Genomic DNA, 16943 nt, shown 5'->3' with positions numbered 1-16943 from the left:
GGTTGTGGGAAACGAATTTATCTGTCCGAGCAAAGCGAGTAACCTACACCGTTAACCGTTAACCGTTAACCGTTCTCCGTTTTTCGGAGAAAAATATGAAAGTATTACTCGCCGGCGGAGGTACCGCCGGACATATCAACCCCGCGCTTGCGATCGCGGGCTATATCAAGGAGCAGGAGCCCGACGCGGAGTTCCTCTTTATTGGCAACCGCGACGGTATGGAGCAGCGCCTCGTTAAGCAGGCGGGCTTCCCGATCGAGTCGGTTGTCATCAGCGGCTTCCACCGCAGCTTTGCTCCTAAGGAGATCATCCATAATATCAAGACGGTGCATTACTCATTCTCTTCCCGCCGCACGGCGAAGAAGATCATCCGTGAGTTCGACCCCGATATCTGTATCGGAACCGGCGGTTACGTCAGCGGTCCGGTCATCCTCGCCGCCTGTAACCTCGGTTATCCCGCCGTTATCCATGAGCAGAACGCCTATCCCGGCGTGACCAACAAGATGCTTGCCGGCAATGTCAGCCGCGTGATGCTCGCGAACGACGACGCGCGTCCGCGCTTTACCGATAAGGCAAGGTTTGTTTTGACCGGTAATCCCATCCGCCCCTCTATCCTTGCGACCAAGCACGACGAGGCGAAGAAGCGGCTGGGACTCGACGACAGCAAGCCGATCATCCTCTCCTTCGGCGGTTCACTCGGCGCGAAGTGCATCAACGAGGCGATGGCTGAGTTGATCGCCCGCTCCGCGAAGGATAAGAAGTATTACCACATCCACGCTTACGGTCAGCAGGGCACATGGATGCCCGACCTTCTGAAGGAAAAGGGCGTGGATATCGAAAAATGCGATAACCTCGATATCCGTCAGTATATCGACAACATGAACGACTGTCTCGCCGCATGTGATCTGGTCGTATCCCGCGCGGGTGCGATCACCTTATCCGAGATCCAGGCGAAGGGCAGACCCGCCGTGCTGATCCCGTCGCCTTATGTTACCGAGAATCACCAGTATCATAACGCGATGTCGATGGTCAGGAAGAAGGCGGCGAAGCTGATCGAAGAAAAGGATCTTGACGGAAAAACGCTTATCGAAACAGTAGACAGCATCCTTACCGATCTCTCCACTCTCGGAGAGTATCGTAAGAACGCCCAGAGCCTCGCGATCACCGACGCCAACGAGCGTATATATAAGACCATTAAGGAAGTCCTCGCCGAAAAATCGAGGAGTGAGAAGTGAGAAGATGCGAGAACGCTGTGCGTTTTCTTTCCCTATCATATCTGTAAAGTATTTTAGCTTCTAACTTATATCGCACCTTTCACCCCGAAAAGCATAGTATAAAGAGCAATGACTTTTGGAAAGGGTGTTTGTGTGTCGGTATTTGTGGTTGACGGAGGCAGAAAACTAGCGGGAGAGGTCAGCGTACAGGGCTCTAAGAACAGCGCTTTACCGATCTTGGCGGCGACCCTGCTGTGCGGGGGAGAGTGTGTGTTGTATAACTGTCCGCGCCTGAGCGACGTGGAGGCGTCGCTTGCGATTCTGCGCTATCTCGGCTGTACGGCGTACCGCGAGGGCTCGACCCTCGTCGTCAATACCGACGGCATGGACCGCTGTGATATCCCGCCCGAGCTGATGCACCGCATGCGCTCGTCGATCATCTTCCTCGGCGCGATCGTCGCTCGCTTCGGCAGAGCCCGCATGAGCTTCCCCGGAGGCTGCGAGCTCGGTCCGCGTCCGATTGATCTGCACCTGAGCGCCCTGCGCGAGATGGGTATCTCCATCAGCGAGGAGCACGGTATGCTCGACTGCGTGGTCGAGGATCGACTCAACGCTGCTAAGATCGCCTTGCCGATCCCTTCGGTCGGCGCGACGGAGAATACGATGATCGCCGCCGCTGTTGCCGACGGTACCACCGTGGTCGCGAACGCCGCGCGGGAGCCCGAGATCGTCGATCTCGCGGATTTCCTCAACGCCTGCGGCGCGAAGATCAGCGGCGCGGGTGAGAGCACCATCATTATCGAGGGCGTAGAAAAACTGACTCCCGCCTGTCATACGATCATTCCCGACCGTATCGTCGCGGCAACCTTGATGTCCGCTGCTGCCGTGACCGGTGCATCTATTCGTTTAAAGCATGTGATCCCCGCCCATTTGCAGTCCGTTCTGCCCGTATTCCGTGACAGCGGCTGTGAGATTGATATAAACCCCGACGGGCTGCGCATCAGCGCGCCCTACCGCTTACATAGTCCCAAGCTGATTCGCACTATGCCGTATCCCGGTTTCCCGACCGACGCTCAGGCGCCGGTGATGAGCATGGCGGCTGTTGCCGACGGTATGACGGTCTTTGTCGAGAACCTTTTCCTCAGCCGCTACAGCCATGTCAGCGAGCTGTGCCGACTGGGCGCGGATATCCGCGTCGAAGGCAAGGTCGCTGTCGTTGACGGCGTGCGCCGTCTCCTATCGGCTCCGGTAAGAGCCCACGATCTGCGCGGAGCCGCCGCGCTGGTTGTCGCCGCGTTATGCGCGAGAGGCGAGAGCGAGATTGGCGGAATCGAATATCTTGAACGCGGCTACGAGGACTTTGAGCTGGTACTCAGCTCCCTCGGCGCCGACGTGAAGAAAATATAAATAACAGGAAGTTCCTTTCCCGCGGGAAAGGAGGAGAAGAAGATGGCAAAAAAACCGACAAAAAAATCATCGCCTGCGCCCCGCAAAGCGCCCGCTGCACAGCGCGGCAGAAACAGCAGAAAGCCTGTTTCCCGCAACGCCTCAAAGGCGCCTGTCGGCAGAGCTGCACGGCGTCAGCACCCGCGCAGCCGCTATGAGGAGCGCGACGACCGCTATTACGAGCTCGATACCTTTGCTGAACGTGAGGTGTACAGCGAGCCCGAATACAGCGAACAACCGGGCGACGAGATGCTCAGCGAGTTCTCGCACGGTGATGAAGACTTTTTTGTAGATGAAAGTCAAAAAGGCGACGAACGCCGACGCAAACAGAAGAATATAAAAGGCGCCAAAATCAAGAAAAAAACAAAGGATCGGAAAAATCGTTCGCAGAGACCTGAGAAGCCCGAGCGTGAGCGTAAGCCGATGTCGCCCGCCCGCCGCAAGCTGATCCGTATCCTCAGCTATACGGCGATCATCACGGTGGTGCTGATCGTCGGCGTGGTGCTCTCTCTGACGGTGCTCTTCAAGACTCAGGTCTTTGAGGTGACCGGTACCGAGCGCTATGATCGGAACGCGATAGCCGCCGCGACCGGCATCAACTCCGGTCAAAACATCTTCATTGCGCCGAAGCACCTCGCCGAGCGCCGTATCAAGAAGGAGTTCCCCTATGTGGAGGAGGCGCGCGTCGGCTTCCGTATCCCCGATACCATCACCATCGATATCGAGGAAGCGGTTGAGGGGTATCTGCTCAAGCAGACGGATACCGACTATCTTGTCATCAGCACCAAGGGCAGGATCCTTAACAAGGTGAACAACGCCGCCGATTATAACCTGCCGACCTTTATCGGTCCCAACCCGACCTCCGGCGAGATCGGCGACTACGTCAAGTACGAGGACGATAAGGTCGTCTCGATGATCGAGAGCATCACCCAGACCTTTGCCGATAACGGCTACACGGGCATCACTGAGATCGACGCGACCAACATGGCGGTCATCACCTTCACCTACGAGAACCGCATCAAGGTCAAGCTCGGTTTCCCCGAGGATCTGAGCTACAAGATCCGTACCGCGATGACCATCATCAGCGAGAACCTCGACAAGAACGGCGCGTCCGTTACCGGTGTGCTGGATGTCTCCCGTTGTAACACGACCAAGCGTTCCTACTTCAACGAGGGCTCGATCAATCCGACCGTTGCGCCCACACAGGATCCCTCCGCTCCTACCGAGGAGGCGACCGAAGCAGATACTGTTGATGATATCAGCGGAGATTACGTCTGGACCGAGGGCGATTATACCGCGGAGTAACGATCTATTAGGTATGGTTACTATTAGACGACAGAAATAATGACATTTTTGATGTGAATATTCATAATTTTTCAAAAAATTCAAGAAAAAGATTGAATTTATCATGTTGTTGTGTTAAATTATATATTGATAGTTTAGAATTATAAAATCGATAAGTATGTTCGGAGCTTTCAGCGCCTTCATACGACAAGGAGGATATAAAATGGCTTTTGAATTGGAAAAGAACCCTGCAAGCGGCTTACCGGTTATTAAGGTTATCGGCGTAGGCGGTGGCGGCGGTAACGCTGTGAACCGCATGATTAAAATGGACGTTAAGAACGTAGAGTTCATCGCCATCAATACGGATGAGCATGTTCTGCGTTATTCACAGGCTCAGGAGAAGATTCAGATCGGCGAGAAGGCGACCCGCGGCAAGGGCGCCGGCTCCATGCCTTCTGTCGGACAGGCTGCCGCTGAAGAGAACCGCGAGGAGATCGCGGCGATCCTGAAGGATACGGATATGGTATTCATTACCGCAGGTATGGGCGGCGGTACCGGTACCGGCGCGGCTCCCATCGTTGCAAATATCGCGAAGGATATGGGTATTCTGACCGTAGCGGTCGTTACTAAGCCCTTTGCCTTTGAGGGTAAGAAGCGTATGGCTCAGGCTGAACAGGGTATTGCGGAGCTGTCCGCGTGCGTTGACTCCCTGATCATCGTTCCCAACGAGAGATTAAAGCACGTTTCCGACCAGACCATCACCCTCCAGAACGCTTTCCTGATCGCCGACGACGTACTCCGTCAGGGCGTCCAGAGCATCTCCGACCTGATCGTTGTTCCCGGTCTTGTCAACCTTGACTTTGCCGATGTATCCGCGATCATGCGCGACGCGGGCTTTGCGCATATGGGTATCGGTAAGGCGACCGGCAAGGATAAGGCGGCTGTCGCTGCCGATATGGCGATCTCTTCCGCTCTGCTTGAGACCTCCATCGACGGCGCTACCGGCGTTATCATCAATATCACCGCTTCTCCCGACATCACCCTCGAGGATATCGACACCGCGTCCACCATGGTTCAGCAGAAGGCTGCCGAGAACGCGAACATTATCTGGGGTGCTGTGATCGACGAGGATATGAAGGATGAGATCAGCGTGACCGTTATCGCTACCGGCTGCGGCGGCGCTAACGACAATTCCGGCGCGTTCCCGACCTCTTCTCCCAAGTCAGCTCCCTCGCTGACCCCCGATCCGCTTGAGACTCCCGCAGCTCCTGCGGTAGAGGTTGAATCCACCGATGACGACGATTCCTTCTACGACATCATGTCTATCTTCAATTCAAAATAAATCAATAAGCAGATTGAAAGCCCATCCGTTCGGATGGGCTTTCCTGTGTCTGTATGAGTTTTATTCCGCCAAACCGGTGGGGTTGTAGCCCGCTTCGGTGATGACGGCGGCTACCTTGTCGTAGTCGAGCGCCTCGGGCGAGGTGATCTCTACGCTTTTCTTTTCATGCGAGGCGGTTACGCTCTCGACGGAAAAATTCTTCTCGATCGCTTCTCTGACGTGCTTCTCGCACATCGGGCACATCATGCCCTCAACATTTACTTTCATTTCAGCCATTTTCGGTTCTCCTTTTTCGGTGATATTTGTATTTTCGGCGGCTGCGGGCAGTTCCACAGCCGTTTTCTTGCTTTTCTTATGCTTGTGCGGGTCAAAGAGATTCAGCCGCAGGGCGTTGCTGACGACGCAGAAGGAGCTCAGGCTCATCGCCGCCGCGCCGAACATCGGGCTCAGCGAGATTCCGAAGATCGGGATCCACAGTCCCGCCGCCAGCGGGATGCCGATGATGTTGTAGATGAACGCCCAGAACAGATTCTGGCGGATATTCCTAAGCGTTTGGCGCGAGAGGCGGATCGCCGCCGCCGCTTCACTGAGGCGCGAGCCGACCAGCACCACGTCGGCTGAGTCGATCGCGATATCCGAGCCCGATCCGATCGCTACGCCGGTATCGGCCGCGGTCAGCGCAGGCGCGTCGTTGATGCCGTCGCCCACCATCGCGGTCTTGCCGTAGTGCTTGAGCTCGGTGACGATGTCGCTCTTGCCCGCGGGCAGAACATCCGCATATACGCGGTCGACGCCTACACTGTCTCCGATCGCCTTGGCGGTGTGGGCATTGTCGCCGGTGATCATCACGACCCTTACGCCTAGCTCGCCGAGCTCCGTGATCGCCTGCCTGCTGTCGTCCTTGACGGTGTCCGCCGCCGCGATGATACCCAGCAGCTTTTCACCCTTGATGAACAGCATCGGCGTTTTCCCCTCATCGGCAAGCGCGTTGATCTTTTTTTCAATATCCGGACTCAAAGCGGTCTTTGTGCGGATGAATTTCGCCGAGCCTCCGTAGACCGTTTCGCCGCCGATCGTACCCGTCAGCCCGTGACCCGATAGATTTTGGAAATTGTCACAAGCAGCAGGGGAGAGGTGCTGTTCCTCCGCGCAGGCTGTGATCGCCTCCGCCAGCGGGTGGGCGCTCATACGCTCTAAGCTGAAGGCGGTCATCAGCAATTCGTCAGGGCTCACTCCGTCAGCCGGCAGGATATCCGTGACGGACGGCGTACCCTTTGTTACGGTGCCGGTCTTATCCAGTGCGATGATTTCCGTTTTACCGGCAGTCTCCAGCGCTTCGGCGTTCTTGAAGAGGATGCCCGCCTTAGCGCCTACGCCGTTGCCGACCATGATCGACACCGGGGTCGCAAGCCCCAGCGCGCACGGACAGCTGATGACCAGTACCGAGATCCCGCGCTCCAGCGCTTCTGCGAACGCCGCTCCCGTCAACAGCCAGATAATGAAGGTCACGACTGCGATGCCGATGACCGTCGGGACGAAGATCCCCGATACCTTGTCGGCGATCCGCGCGATCGGCGCCTTGGTCGCGCTCGCTTCATACACGGTGCGGATGATCTGACTGAGGGTCGTATCCTCCCCGACCCGGGTTGCGCGGCATTTCAGAAAGCCGCTTTGGTTCAGCGTTGCGGAGTAGACCGCGCTGTCGATCGCTTTGTCGACGGGGATGCTCTCGCCGGTCAGCATACTTTCGTCGAGTGTGCTCTCACCCTCGATCACGACGCCGTCCACCGGTACGCTCATGCCCGGTCGCAGGATGAAGATATCGCCGATCTGTACCTCTTCGATCGGCACTTCCTTTTCAGCACCGCCGCGTTCGATGACGGCGGTTTTCGGTGACAGGTCCATCAGCGCGCGCAGTGCGTCGGTGGTCTTGCCCTTGCTGTGGGCTTCCAGTATCTTGCCCAACGTGATCAGCACGAGGATCATCGCGGCTGACTCGAAATACAGTCCGTGAAGCAGGCGCATCTGTTCCGCCTGATCGGCAACGGTCATCGCGAACAGCTCGTACACGCTCCAGATGAAGCTCGCCGCCGAGCCGAGCGAGACGAGCGTGTCCATATTCGGCGCACGGTGGATGATCCCCTTGATCCCGCTGACAAAAAAGCGCTTGTTGATGACCATGATCGTCGCGCTGAGGATCAGCTGTACCAGCGCGATCGCGATGTGGTTGTGTTCAAAGAACGCGGGAAGCGGGAAGCCCCACATCACGTGACCCATCGAGAAGTACATCAATACCAGTAACAGTATCAGCGAGATCACGAACCGCTGTACCAGCGGTTTCACCTCGTTCGGCTTTTCTATTTTGATCTTCGGTTTCTCGTTTGCGTGGGAAGTCTGCGGTCTCGCGGTATAGCCCGCTTTTTCTACGGCGCTGATGATCTTATCGGCGCCGGCGCTGCCCTCGACGGTCATCGAGTTTGTCAGCAGACTGACCGAGCAGGAGGTCACGCCCGGGACGCTCCCGACAGCCTTCTCCACCCGCGCCGAGCACGCCGCGCAGCTCATCCCGCCTACGTCATATCGTTCCATAAATTCACCTTATTTCATCAGCTTGCCGATGATGTCCATCAACTCGTCGAGATCCTCCTCGCCGTTCTTGATATCGCGCACGACGCAGCCCTCTATATGACGGCGGAGCAGCTCGCGGTTAAAGGCGGAGAAGGCTGATTTCGCCGCGGCGCTCTGGGTCAGAATATCGACGCAGTAGGCGTCGTTCTCGACCATCTGGCGGATCCCGCGGATCTGTCCCTCGATGCGCGACAGACGGTTGATCAGCTTCTTCTTCTCGCTCTCGGAGCGTTCGGTTCTTTTCTCGGATAAGCAGTGTTCACACGGCATGTTGTTTCCCTCCGTATAAGCGGTTGAGATTTGTAAAATAATACAATTTCATATACCCCATAGGGGTATCTCTGCACTTATTATATACCCTAATGGGGTATATGTCAAGCGTCTTCATCATAATTATTATCGGCACAGGGCTTTACATTTTTCCATATTTGCGATATAATACCGATGTATATTATCGCGGGGCACATCCCCGCAACAGGAGGTATATTATGTCTATTGATTTAACCAAGTACGGCATCCATGACGTCGCTGAGATCGTCTACAACCCGTCTTATGAACAGCTTTTTGAGGATGAGATGAATCCCGCACTCGAGGGCTTTGACAAGGGTCAGCTGACTGAGCTGGATACCGTCAACGTTATGACCGGTATCTACACCGGCCGTTCGCCTAAGGATAAGTTCATCGTTATGGATGATACTTCCAGAGACACCGTATGGTGGACCACTCCCGAGTATCCCAACGATAACCACCCCGCTACCAAGGAAGCGTGGGACGAGTGCAAGAAGCTCGCTCTCGACGAGCTCTCCGGCAAGAAGCTCTACGTCGTCGACTGCTTCTGCGGCGCGAACAAGGACACCCGCATGGCGATCCGCTTCATCATGGAGGTGGCTTGGCAGGCTCATTTCGTCAAGAATATGTTCATCCAGCCCACCGCTGAGGAGCTCGAGAACTTCGAGCCCGATTTCATCAGCTACAACGCTTCCAAGGCGAAGGTCGAGAACTACAAGGAGCTGGGTCTCAACTCCGAGACCGCCGCGATCTTCAACGTCACCTCCCGTGAGCAGGTCATCCTGAACACCTGGTACGGCGGCGAGATGAAGAAGGGCATGTTCTCTATGATGAACTACTATCTGCCCCTGCAGGGTATCGCGTCGATGCACTGCTCCGCCAACACCGATATGGAGGGCAAGAACACCGCGATCTTCTTCGGTCTGTCCGGTACCGGTAAGACCACCCTGTCCACCGACCCCAAGCGCCTTTTGATCGGCGACGACGAGCACGGCTGGGACGATAACGGCGTCTTCAACTTCGAGGGCGGCTGCTACGCGAAGGTCATCGGTCTGGATAAGGAATCTGAGCCCGATATCTACAACGCCATCCGTCGCAACGCGCTCCTCGAGAACGTTACCGTAGACGAGAACGGCAAGATCGACTTCGACGACAAGAGCGTCACCGAGAACACCCGCGTCAGCTATCCGATCGAGCATATCGAGAAGATCGCGAAGAAGGTCAACGGCATCTCCTCCGGCCCTGCCGCTGAGAACGTCATCTTCCTGTCCGCGGACGCGTTCGGCGTACTGCCTCCCGTTTCCATCCTGACTCCCGAGCAGACCCAGTACTACTTCCTCTCCGGCTTCACCGCGAAGCTCGCGGGTACCGAGCGCGGCATCACCGAGCCGACTCCCACCTTCTCCGCCTGCTTCGGTCAGGCGTTCCTCGAGCTGCATCCCACCAAGTATGCCGAGGAGCTGGTCAAGAAGATGAACAAGAGCGGCGCGAAGGCGTATCTGGTCAATACCGGCTGGAACGGCACCGGCAAGCGTATCACCATCAAGGATACCCGCGGCATTATCGACGCGATCCTCGGCGGCGATATCAAGTCCGCTCCCACCAAGATGATCCCGTACTTCAACTTTGAGGTACCCACCGAGCTGCCGGGCGTTGATCCCGCCATCCTCGATCCCAGAGATACCTACACCGATCCCGCTGAGTGGGATGCCAAGGCGAAGGATCTCGCCGAGAGATTCATCAAGAACTTCAAGAAGTATGAGACCAACGAGGCCGGCAAGGCGCTGGTCGAGGCGGGTCCCAAGCTCTGATAGCTTTCATATCTTAACGTAATCACCCCTGAGCAGAACTCAGGGGTGATTTTTTACTGTTGATTGCAGTTCATTCTCTGTTGTCGCAAGGTACGGTTATAACAACACGGTGTTTTCTATTCCTCGGAGGAGTTGAGGGTAAAGCGGTTAATGACGCTTTTTCCGGTTTCGGGTTCATAATCCAGCTCTATCGTGCAGCCTCCGTCAGAGATGTGATGGGTCTCCTCGTGGGTATGGAAATTGGTGTTTACAAATTGGCCGGTGGATTTAAAGCTTTCATATCTGAGGCTGATATGGGCATATGAAGTGTCGGCGATCTCCAATTCGCTGAGACTGATCTCGATCTCGGAGGGGGATCCTAACGCCTTGATAATATCCTGCAGCGAAGATTCACAGGTGACTCCGTGATAGCTGAAGTCTACATGGATACGCCTGTCATCAGAGCTGAAATCCCGGTTCTGAAACTCAAGTGTTTCGATCTTGCTTTCCTCGATGGGAACATCCTCGCCGCTGTCATCCTTGAGTGACGCGGTGATCGAGTCGCCGTTCTTATCCTTGAGCAGAACGTGTTCGGCATATTTGATTGTTTTCTTAGCGGCGCTGTCCTCATCCATCTCGAGCCCGGTCTGCCTGAGCTTGTCAAAGGAGTCGGGGAGCGTTATATCTACGCCGCATAGGGTGATATCGGCGCCCGGATGTTTGTAAGTGAAGCGGTTTTCGTCGTTAAGCTCCAGATACAGGCTGTAGTCATGTCCGTCGTAGGTCTTGTTGTCGGATTGCAGGGCGGATTTTTTGTAGAGGCTCATGTCCAACCCGTCCGTCACCGTTTGATAGATATCGTATTCCGTTTTGTTGCGCGTCAGGTTATTGCTGCCGGATAACTCGATCTCAGAGAGCTCGGTGTCTTTGTGCTTGTTGGTAAGCATATTGTCCTTGACGGCAAAGTAGAGGTTTTTATCCGAGATATTGATCGTGCCGAATCTGCTGCCGCCGAGGATACGGAAGCCGAGCCTTCTTAGCTTGCTGCCGAAGGTTAGGTTGTCGACAACCTTCAGGTCATGATTGGAACTGACGCCGCAGTCGGTGAATGCGAGGTTGCCGATTTCCTCCACGCCGTCGGGAAGGATCAGTTCGTTGAGATTCTCGCCTTCAAAAGCGTGGTAGCGGATATACCTCAAGGATTCGGGAAAAATGATATGAGAGAGGGAGTAGTCGGGCGTGAGGTATTCGCCCTTTCCGTCGGGAATAAGATATTCGCCGCCCTTGTGAGCATAGGGAAGGATCTCCTCTACGCCGTCGGGAATCGTGAGTTCGGCAGCTTTGGAGGGGAATACGGTGTGCAGCTGTTTTCCGTCCTTACTCAGCAGCATACCGTCGCGGATGACATAATTGTCGTTATTTCCCTTGAACGAAACGCCTCCGCTGACGGGGCTATCGCAAAAGGCGCCGTAACCGATATGCGTGACTCCTGCGGGCAGTTCCAGCTTTTTCAATGAATTCATATTCGCAAAAGCATGGTAACCGATCTGACTGACCGTATCGGGAATCACGATTTCTTCGACTCTATCCGCGCTTCTGAATGCCTGATTCGGTATATCGGTCATCCCTTTGGGCAGATAGATCCTGCGAATACCTGAGAAGTCGACGCTCCTAAGCTGTATCTGAGGATTCTCAATGGTCAGAGAAGCAATTGTTTTTGAACTTCCGCTTTTCTGGAAAGCGTTGGTTTGAAACGGTCTGTAGGAAATCTCGGTGACGGGCAGATTTTCGACCGTGTCGGGGATGATAAGATCGTTGTCCGTTCCCTCGTATTTTTCCAGCTTTGCATGGTCGGGGTACAGCGTGTATGTGTAAACGCCCTTCGGAGATTTCTGTGTAACCTTTGTTGTTTCAAAGGCTTTTTTGAACTGAATCGGTTCGCCCCATTGCCGGTTGCCGCTGCTGTCCTCGATGACGACCTGATAGTAAAAGTTGTCGGCGGTGTATCCGGGAATCTCATTGATGGACAGCATAGATAAGCCGACGACCTCACTCAGCGGGTAATCGCGCCATAGGTAGCTGCCGTCGCTGTTCCAATCCGAAAACGGCAGTACTTTTCCGTTATCATCTTTCGTGAGTTTAGCTGACAGACACGGAAATGCCAGCGCGTCCCACATGCTGACGTCGACGGTGCTTTTTCCCTGAGGGCCGCGGGCAATATCCTCCTGCGCTTTTTCACCGGTTTTTTGATTGTTGTACTCGATGCTGTTGATGGTGATCTCGTCACTGTTATCTTCCAGTGAGCACCTAATTGTGACATATTCGCCGCTGAACACGTCGCCTTCCTCATATACGACGCAGGTACCGAGCGACTCGTAATAGTTCACACCCTCGGCTGAGGAACGCTGCGCCAGGGCGATCGGATGTCTGCCGTTGATCGCGGGAACCTTCTGATCGGCGCTGATCAGGAGGTCGCCGCTATCGTCGGGATAGAGCGGGGAGCCAAGCAACAGAAGCTCGTAGCCGCTTGCGTCCTTTTCCTTGGAGTAGAGATTCAGATACGCTTTGCTGAACGTCTTTTTCTGCTCCTCGGTCAGATGATAGGTCATGGAGTCGTCAGAAACATCCGTTTTGGGTACGGCTGCCGCTCCGGTATCGTTGTTCTTACGCGCTTGCGTCCATTCCTTGATATAGCCTTCCAGATAGCTGTGGTAATTCTCGGAGTCGGTGAGGCTTTTATATCGTTCGCTGGCCTCCCGTTCATATAAGTCGGTGCCGTAGTAAGGATAGTAGAGCGAAACGCCGGAGGCGTCGGACAGATTGGTTTGATTGAGAATGACGAAGCTTTCGAGAGCGCTTTGCAGTTCACCGGATTCTTTTTTGAAGGAAGACGAACATTCCCTTGCAAGACTGCCCGCGTCTACCAGATCAAGGCTGACGCCGCGGTTGCTGTAGGAAGCGTCACCGAAGGAGCGCGCACGTGAGCGTTCGATCGCACGATGATAGTAATCGCCCTTGTCAATCGAAGCCGCCATCGCGCCGAAGAGATCGTCCATCGCCTTGCTGACCGCTCCGATCTTCGACAGATCCAGGCAGGCTAGGGTCAGGTTGGGGTTAAAGGTCGCGGAGCGCTTCGCTTCATAGTATTCGTTAAAGCGGCTCAGGATCACTTCGGCGAGGCGCGGAACATCAATCGGGTCGTTCAGTTCCTTGAGGAAGGAGTAGCACCAACCGTCACCCGGTTCAAGATCCTGAGAGGCAATCATATAATCGGCATAATCACTGAGCGTACTTGCTACCTCGAGCGATGACATAAGGCAGGCGTCAAAGCCGATAAAATCGAGCTTGTTCTCAGCGTTAAAGGGAGAAGAAGCCATCGCCTTCTGCATTTGAGCCAGATCCATCTTGTCATCGTCGAACAGTGAGTCTTTACCAAAACCTAAGATCGGACCGTTACCGTGATCCCAGCAGATCAGTCCGTATCGCTCGGCGGAATAGTTTGTGTATCCGTAATTCAAGAAGGCGGAGAGAGTTTCCGGATCTGCCATGTTCTTCAACTCATCGGTCCGGTCGACCTGCTCGAGCGTCGGTGTGCCGTCGGTATCGCCGGTCAGCAGGTAGGTGGCGTTGGTGTCACAGGGAATATCGTAATACCACATCGTCGATCCGCCGGTATGGATCAACAGGTTGACCTTGGATGGGTCGAGTCCGCTGTCGAGGATCTCTGTGATATCGTTGCTTGCCGCCATATGCTTGCTCTCAAGGTCGGATCCGACCATGTAGATCATCAGGGTGAGTTTTCCGTTGCTCCGTGAGTCGGGCGTCGATGAGCCGGCGCCGCAGGAGCTCAGCATTACAACCGAAATACAGATGATCATCAAAGCTGAGATGATTCGCTTCATCATAGATTCTCCCTTCTGTAAAATCTTAACAACATTCATTATAGCGGTTCTGTATGTTTTTTCAAGATAAACAAAGAATAATGTTGCGTAAGTGTAAATTATTTGTCGGGCGGACGTATCTGTATTGACAAAGAAGAGCTGATTTTGATATAATAAACTATATATTATTATCATGGGTAACTATGATTGCCGATACAATAGGCAAGTATAACAGGCAAGGAGGAAGTGTATTGGCAGAGTTTAATAACGACAGTCAGAACGAGTTTCGGCCTGTCGACGTCAGTGTGCCGAGAGAAACGCTCAAGGAAGCGGACATTCTCCGTGAACAGGCAGCTCTCAGACGATACGAATGGATCCGTTCGCATACGACGCTGATATTCGCGGTTATCAGTATCATACTGGTGGCTGCTATTGTATTTGGTATCCTGATGTACTCCCAAAGGGCGAATCCTATAAGCCGTATGACAATGGCCGCCGCTAAGGATTTCGGAACAAGCTTTGATTTTGATGTGACGTTTACTGCGAAGGGAACCCCTTCGATGCACTATACGGGGAGTATCGACTCCGACCGCGGCGCTCATCAGCTCAGCGCTTTTTATAACGCTGATTACGGTACCTATACGTACTCCGGCGCAGTGAGTTCCGTTCAGAACAAGGCGTATAAAGGCGCTCTTTATCAAGAAAAATGGACGATAGAAGATTGTTCCGCACAGATGCAGAACTTTTTCGACTTTGAAGTTGATTTCAGCCGCGGCGAGTTTGACGGAGGCGCTCTGCTGCGATTTCTCGGCTTGACCTCCGATTTCTCCGCAAAAGAGCTCAACCGCTTTGAATCGTGGCTTCGTCAGCGTATGTCGACGAATAGCACGATAGCGACAGTCACTTCTTCCGGGGTTGAGGGCGGTACGCAGACGACCTTTGATATCCGGCTGGAAGAACTGTTCAGCGAGATCGCTGAGAACGGTGCGCCGATGTTCTATCATTCTTCCGATTACGATACCTTTAAAAAGCGATATGAGGCTAACAAGCCCGCTCTGGAGCGTTCGCGCTGCATTATGAGCTGTGTGGTTGATAAGAGCGGCTATCTGTCCCGGTTTACGCTGACCGTAGCCCCGGGCGTCGGTGACGAGAGCTACGAGGTCGATTGTAAGATGAGCAATTTCGGTAAAGCTGAGGTGGAGGTTCCCGAAGCATTTATACAGGCGATTTCTGCTCAAAAAGATTAGTAATCCTACGGAAAGGAAAGAGGTGACCGCATGCGTAACAGAAGAGTCGAGTATGCCTGCCTGAGCAGCGTCGGCAGACTGCGCCGCAATAACGAGGACAATTTCTGCTGTGCCGGACATATCCGCGACGATGTGAGCGGTACCGAGGACGTCGCTGTCAGTGGTACGGTCATCTCTGATGATAACGCGCTGTTCGCCGTTTTTGACGGTATGGGCGGCGAGGCTTGCGGCGAGGTCGCCTCGCTGATTGCCGCACAGGAGAGCGAGCGATTCACCCGCGACCGCGCCCGGTATGAGGAATACCTCTATGAGCTCGCTGAACTTCTCAATAAGCGCGTGCGGGAGGAGACAGAGGCACGTTCGCTCGTGATCATGGGTACGACGGCTGCGATGCTGCAGGTGTCGGGCGACGATATCTATATCCTTAACGCCGGCGACAGCAGGATCTATAAGCTAAGCCGTCATGAGATGCGCCGGATCTCCGAGGAGCACATCACCCCGGTTTCGGGCGGTAAGGCGATCACTAAATTTCTCGGTATGCCCGAGGGTTATTCTCTGCGTCCGTATATCGCCATGGGTAATTATAAGGTCGGGGATATGTTCCTCTTGTGCTCTGACGGCGTGACCGATATGCTTACCGATCGGGAGATCGCCGAGATCATCGACGATAAGCGTGAACTGAGCGTATTGGTGCGCGAGCTGGTCGACGCTGCGCTTGAGCGCGGCGGCGTCGACAACACGACCGCGATCCTACTGAGATTTACCAAGTAAACGATCCTGTCATTTGACATATCATATAACAGAAACCAAAATAAGGGATGTCTATGGAATATAAGAACGACAAAACGGCTAACCGCAGGAGATATAAATCCCGCTATCACAGCCCCCATAATTATAAGGCAAAATCGCCCGGTAACGGTACCCGCGCGCCTATCCTGATCGGTGTAGCGACGTTTCTGGTGCTCGCGTCTCTGGTACTGATCTTCACCTTCGGCGACAGCATCTATACCTTCCTCGATAACGTGCTCCATCCGACCCTCAAGCCTGAGGAGGCGACCCTCGGCGTTGTGATCGCGACCGAGCCCGCTTTGCCCTCCGAGGCAGAGCCCGAGCCGATGACTGAGGCGCCGACGCAGAATCCGAGCGTTACGCCGAGCGAGGGCGCGTCCGAGGCTTCTGCGGTACAGAGCAACGAATTCAACCGTCTGCTCGCCGCTGCGGGTCTGAAGGCGGAGAGCCTTACGAACTCTCAGATGATCTTTGTCGAGAGCGCCGGAACTTCTGCAAAGGTTTATACCTACGAGAAGGGTTCCGACGGAATTTGGAAGCCGAAGTTCGATACCATTGCGGGCTTCGTCGGCACAGGAGGCAAGGCGGCGACTGTCGGTCCCGAGGACGATACGACTCCGATCGGTACTTATGCGATCGAGTACGCGATGGGAACCAATGCGGATCCCGGCACCGCGCTGGACTATACGATGATCTACGACGGTCTGCAGTGGGTGACCGACCCCGCTTCACAGAACTATAACCGTCTGGTTGATCTCGATACTCCCGTCGATTATTCCACCAGCCAGGATCTGTCGATCTATACCCGCTCCTATCCTTATGCGGTGGTGTTCAACTATAACCGCGATCCCGTAAATCCCGCTCTGGGCTGTGCCCGCTTCCTGCATGTAGCGGAAGGCCCCACCTACGGCGGCGTCGGTATCGCCGAGAACAGCCTGCAGGAGATCTTGCTTTGGCTGACCCCCGAAGCGAATCCCACGATCTCGATATTCTGAGTACAGCAAAGCCCTGCCGATCGGCAGGGCTCTTCTTTT

At 54.7% G+C, this 16943-nt stretch carries 11 protein-coding genes; 8 read left to right on the top strand and 3 right to left on the bottom strand.

Going from position 1 to position 16943, the window contains the following annotated elements:
* Positions 1-95 precede the first annotated feature (95 nt).
* The 4 genes from murG to ftsZ all read left to right on the top strand — a co-directional run bounded on the left by murG (position 96) and on the right by ftsZ (position 5286).
* Complete coding sequence (gene murG, locus R2I50_RS00820) at positions 96-1235, top strand: undecaprenyldiphospho-muramoylpentapeptide beta-N-acetylglucosaminyltransferase (protein WP_316607166.1); 1140 nt, start codon at positions 96-98, stop codon at positions 1233-1235.
* A 108-nt stretch (positions 1236-1343) separates the two neighbouring features.
* A complete protein-coding gene (gene murA, locus R2I50_RS00815; protein WP_316607165.1) occupies positions 1344-2621 on the top strand; it encodes a UDP-N-acetylglucosamine 1-carboxyvinyltransferase in 1278 nt (425 codons plus the stop codon).
* 42 nt (positions 2622-2663) lie between these two features.
* Positions 2664-3965 carry an FtsQ-type POTRA domain-containing protein gene (locus R2I50_RS00810; RefSeq protein WP_316607164.1) on the top strand — a complete coding sequence of 434 codons (1302 nt, stop codon included), beginning with the start codon at positions 2664-2666 and terminating at the stop codon, positions 3963-3965.
* Between the two features lie 202 nt (positions 3966-4167).
* On the top strand, positions 4168-5286 hold the full coding sequence (gene ftsZ / locus R2I50_RS00805; RefSeq protein WP_316607163.1) for a cell division protein FtsZ: 1119 nt from the start codon (positions 4168-4170) through the stop codon (positions 5284-5286).
* Positions 5287-5346: 60 nt separating this feature from the next.
* On the opposite strand, the gene R2I50_RS00800 is transcribed toward ftsZ, so the two are convergent.
* Both R2I50_RS00800 and R2I50_RS00795 read right to left on the bottom strand, forming a co-directional pair.
* Positions 5347-7875: a heavy metal translocating P-type ATPase gene (locus tag R2I50_RS00800; RefSeq protein ID WP_316607161.1), complete on the bottom strand. Its 2529-nt coding sequence runs from the start codon at positions 7873-7875 to the stop codon at positions 5347-5349.
* A 9-nt stretch (positions 7876-7884) separates the two neighbouring features.
* Complete coding sequence (locus tag R2I50_RS00795) at positions 7885-8184, bottom strand: metal-sensing transcriptional repressor (protein WP_316607160.1); 300 nt, start codon at positions 8182-8184, stop codon at positions 7885-7887.
* 218 nt (positions 8185-8402) lie between these two features.
* Between R2I50_RS00795 and pckA the strand changes: the two genes are divergently transcribed.
* Positions 8403-10013, top strand: a complete 1611-nt coding sequence (gene pckA / locus R2I50_RS00790; RefSeq protein ID WP_399552809.1) for a phosphoenolpyruvate carboxykinase (ATP) — start codon at positions 8403-8405, stop codon at positions 10011-10013.
* 116 nt (positions 10014-10129) lie between these two features.
* Here the strand turns inward: pckA and R2I50_RS00785 are convergent, their stop codons facing one another.
* The gene (locus R2I50_RS00785; RefSeq protein ID WP_316607159.1) at positions 10130-13897 is read right to left on the bottom strand and encodes a clostripain-related cysteine peptidase; all 3768 of its coding nucleotides are present in this window, start codon (positions 13895-13897) and stop codon (positions 10130-10132) included.
* A gap of 227 nt (positions 13898-14124) precedes the next feature.
* On the opposite strand from R2I50_RS00785, the gene R2I50_RS00780 reads away from it, so the two are divergent.
* The 3 genes from R2I50_RS00780 to R2I50_RS00770 are packed head-to-tail and all read left to right on the top strand — an operon-like array spanning position 14125 to position 16904.
* Positions 14125-15120, top strand: a complete 996-nt coding sequence (locus R2I50_RS00780; protein WP_316607158.1) for a hypothetical protein — start codon at positions 14125-14127, stop codon at positions 15118-15120.
* A 30-nt stretch (positions 15121-15150) separates the two neighbouring features.
* Positions 15151-15891, top strand: a complete 741-nt coding sequence (locus tag R2I50_RS00775) for a PP2C family serine/threonine-protein phosphatase (RefSeq protein WP_316607157.1) — start codon at positions 15151-15153, stop codon at positions 15889-15891.
* A 53-nt stretch (positions 15892-15944) separates the two neighbouring features.
* Positions 15945-16904 carry a hypothetical protein gene (locus tag R2I50_RS00770; protein WP_316607156.1) on the top strand — a complete coding sequence of 320 codons (960 nt, stop codon included), beginning with the start codon at positions 15945-15947 and terminating at the stop codon, positions 16902-16904.
* Positions 16905-16943 lie beyond the last annotated feature (39 nt).

The organism is uncultured Ruminococcus sp. (assembly GCA_902785355.1).
In the GTDB taxonomy this organism is placed as follows: domain Bacteria; phylum Bacillota; class Clostridia; order Oscillospirales; family Acutalibacteraceae; genus Ruminococcoides.
Note: the sequence above shows the minus strand (reverse complement) of the source record. Positions and strands in the feature narration are given on the sequence as shown.

Bases quoted from the DNA above. Each gene is read 5' to 3' on its own strand.
- ftsZ (WP_316607163.1), top strand. From the start codon at position 4,168: ATGGCTTTTGAATTGGAAAAGAACCCTGCAAGCGGCTTACCGGTTATT.
- R2I50_RS00795 (WP_316607160.1), bottom strand. From the start codon at position 8,184: ATGCCGTGTGAACACTGCTTATCCGAGAAAAGAACCGAACGCTCCGAG.
- R2I50_RS00810 (WP_316607164.1), top strand. From the start codon at position 2,664: ATGGCAAAAAAACCGACAAAAAAATCATCGCCTGCGCCCCGCAAAGCG.
- R2I50_RS00775 (WP_316607157.1), top strand. From the start codon at position 15,151: ATGCGTAACAGAAGAGTCGAGTATGCCTGCCTGAGCAGCGTCGGCAGA.
- R2I50_RS00785 (WP_316607159.1), bottom strand. From the start codon at position 13,897: ATGATGAAGCGAATCATCTCAGCTTTGATGATCATCTGTATTTCGGTT.
- pckA (WP_399552809.1), top strand. From the start codon at position 8,403: ATGTCTATTGATTTAACCAAGTACGGCATCCATGACGTCGCTGAGATC.
- R2I50_RS00770 (WP_316607156.1), top strand. From the start codon at position 15,945: ATGGAATATAAGAACGACAAAACGGCTAACCGCAGGAGATATAAATCC.
- murG (WP_316607166.1), top strand. From the start codon at position 96: ATGAAAGTATTACTCGCCGGCGGAGGTACCGCCGGACATATCAACCCC.
- R2I50_RS00800 (WP_316607161.1), bottom strand. From the start codon at position 7,875: ATGGAACGATATGACGTAGGCGGGATGAGCTGCGCGGCGTGCTCGGCG.
- murA (WP_316607165.1), top strand. From the start codon at position 1,344: ATGACTTTTGGAAAGGGTGTTTGTGTGTCGGTATTTGTGGTTGACGGA.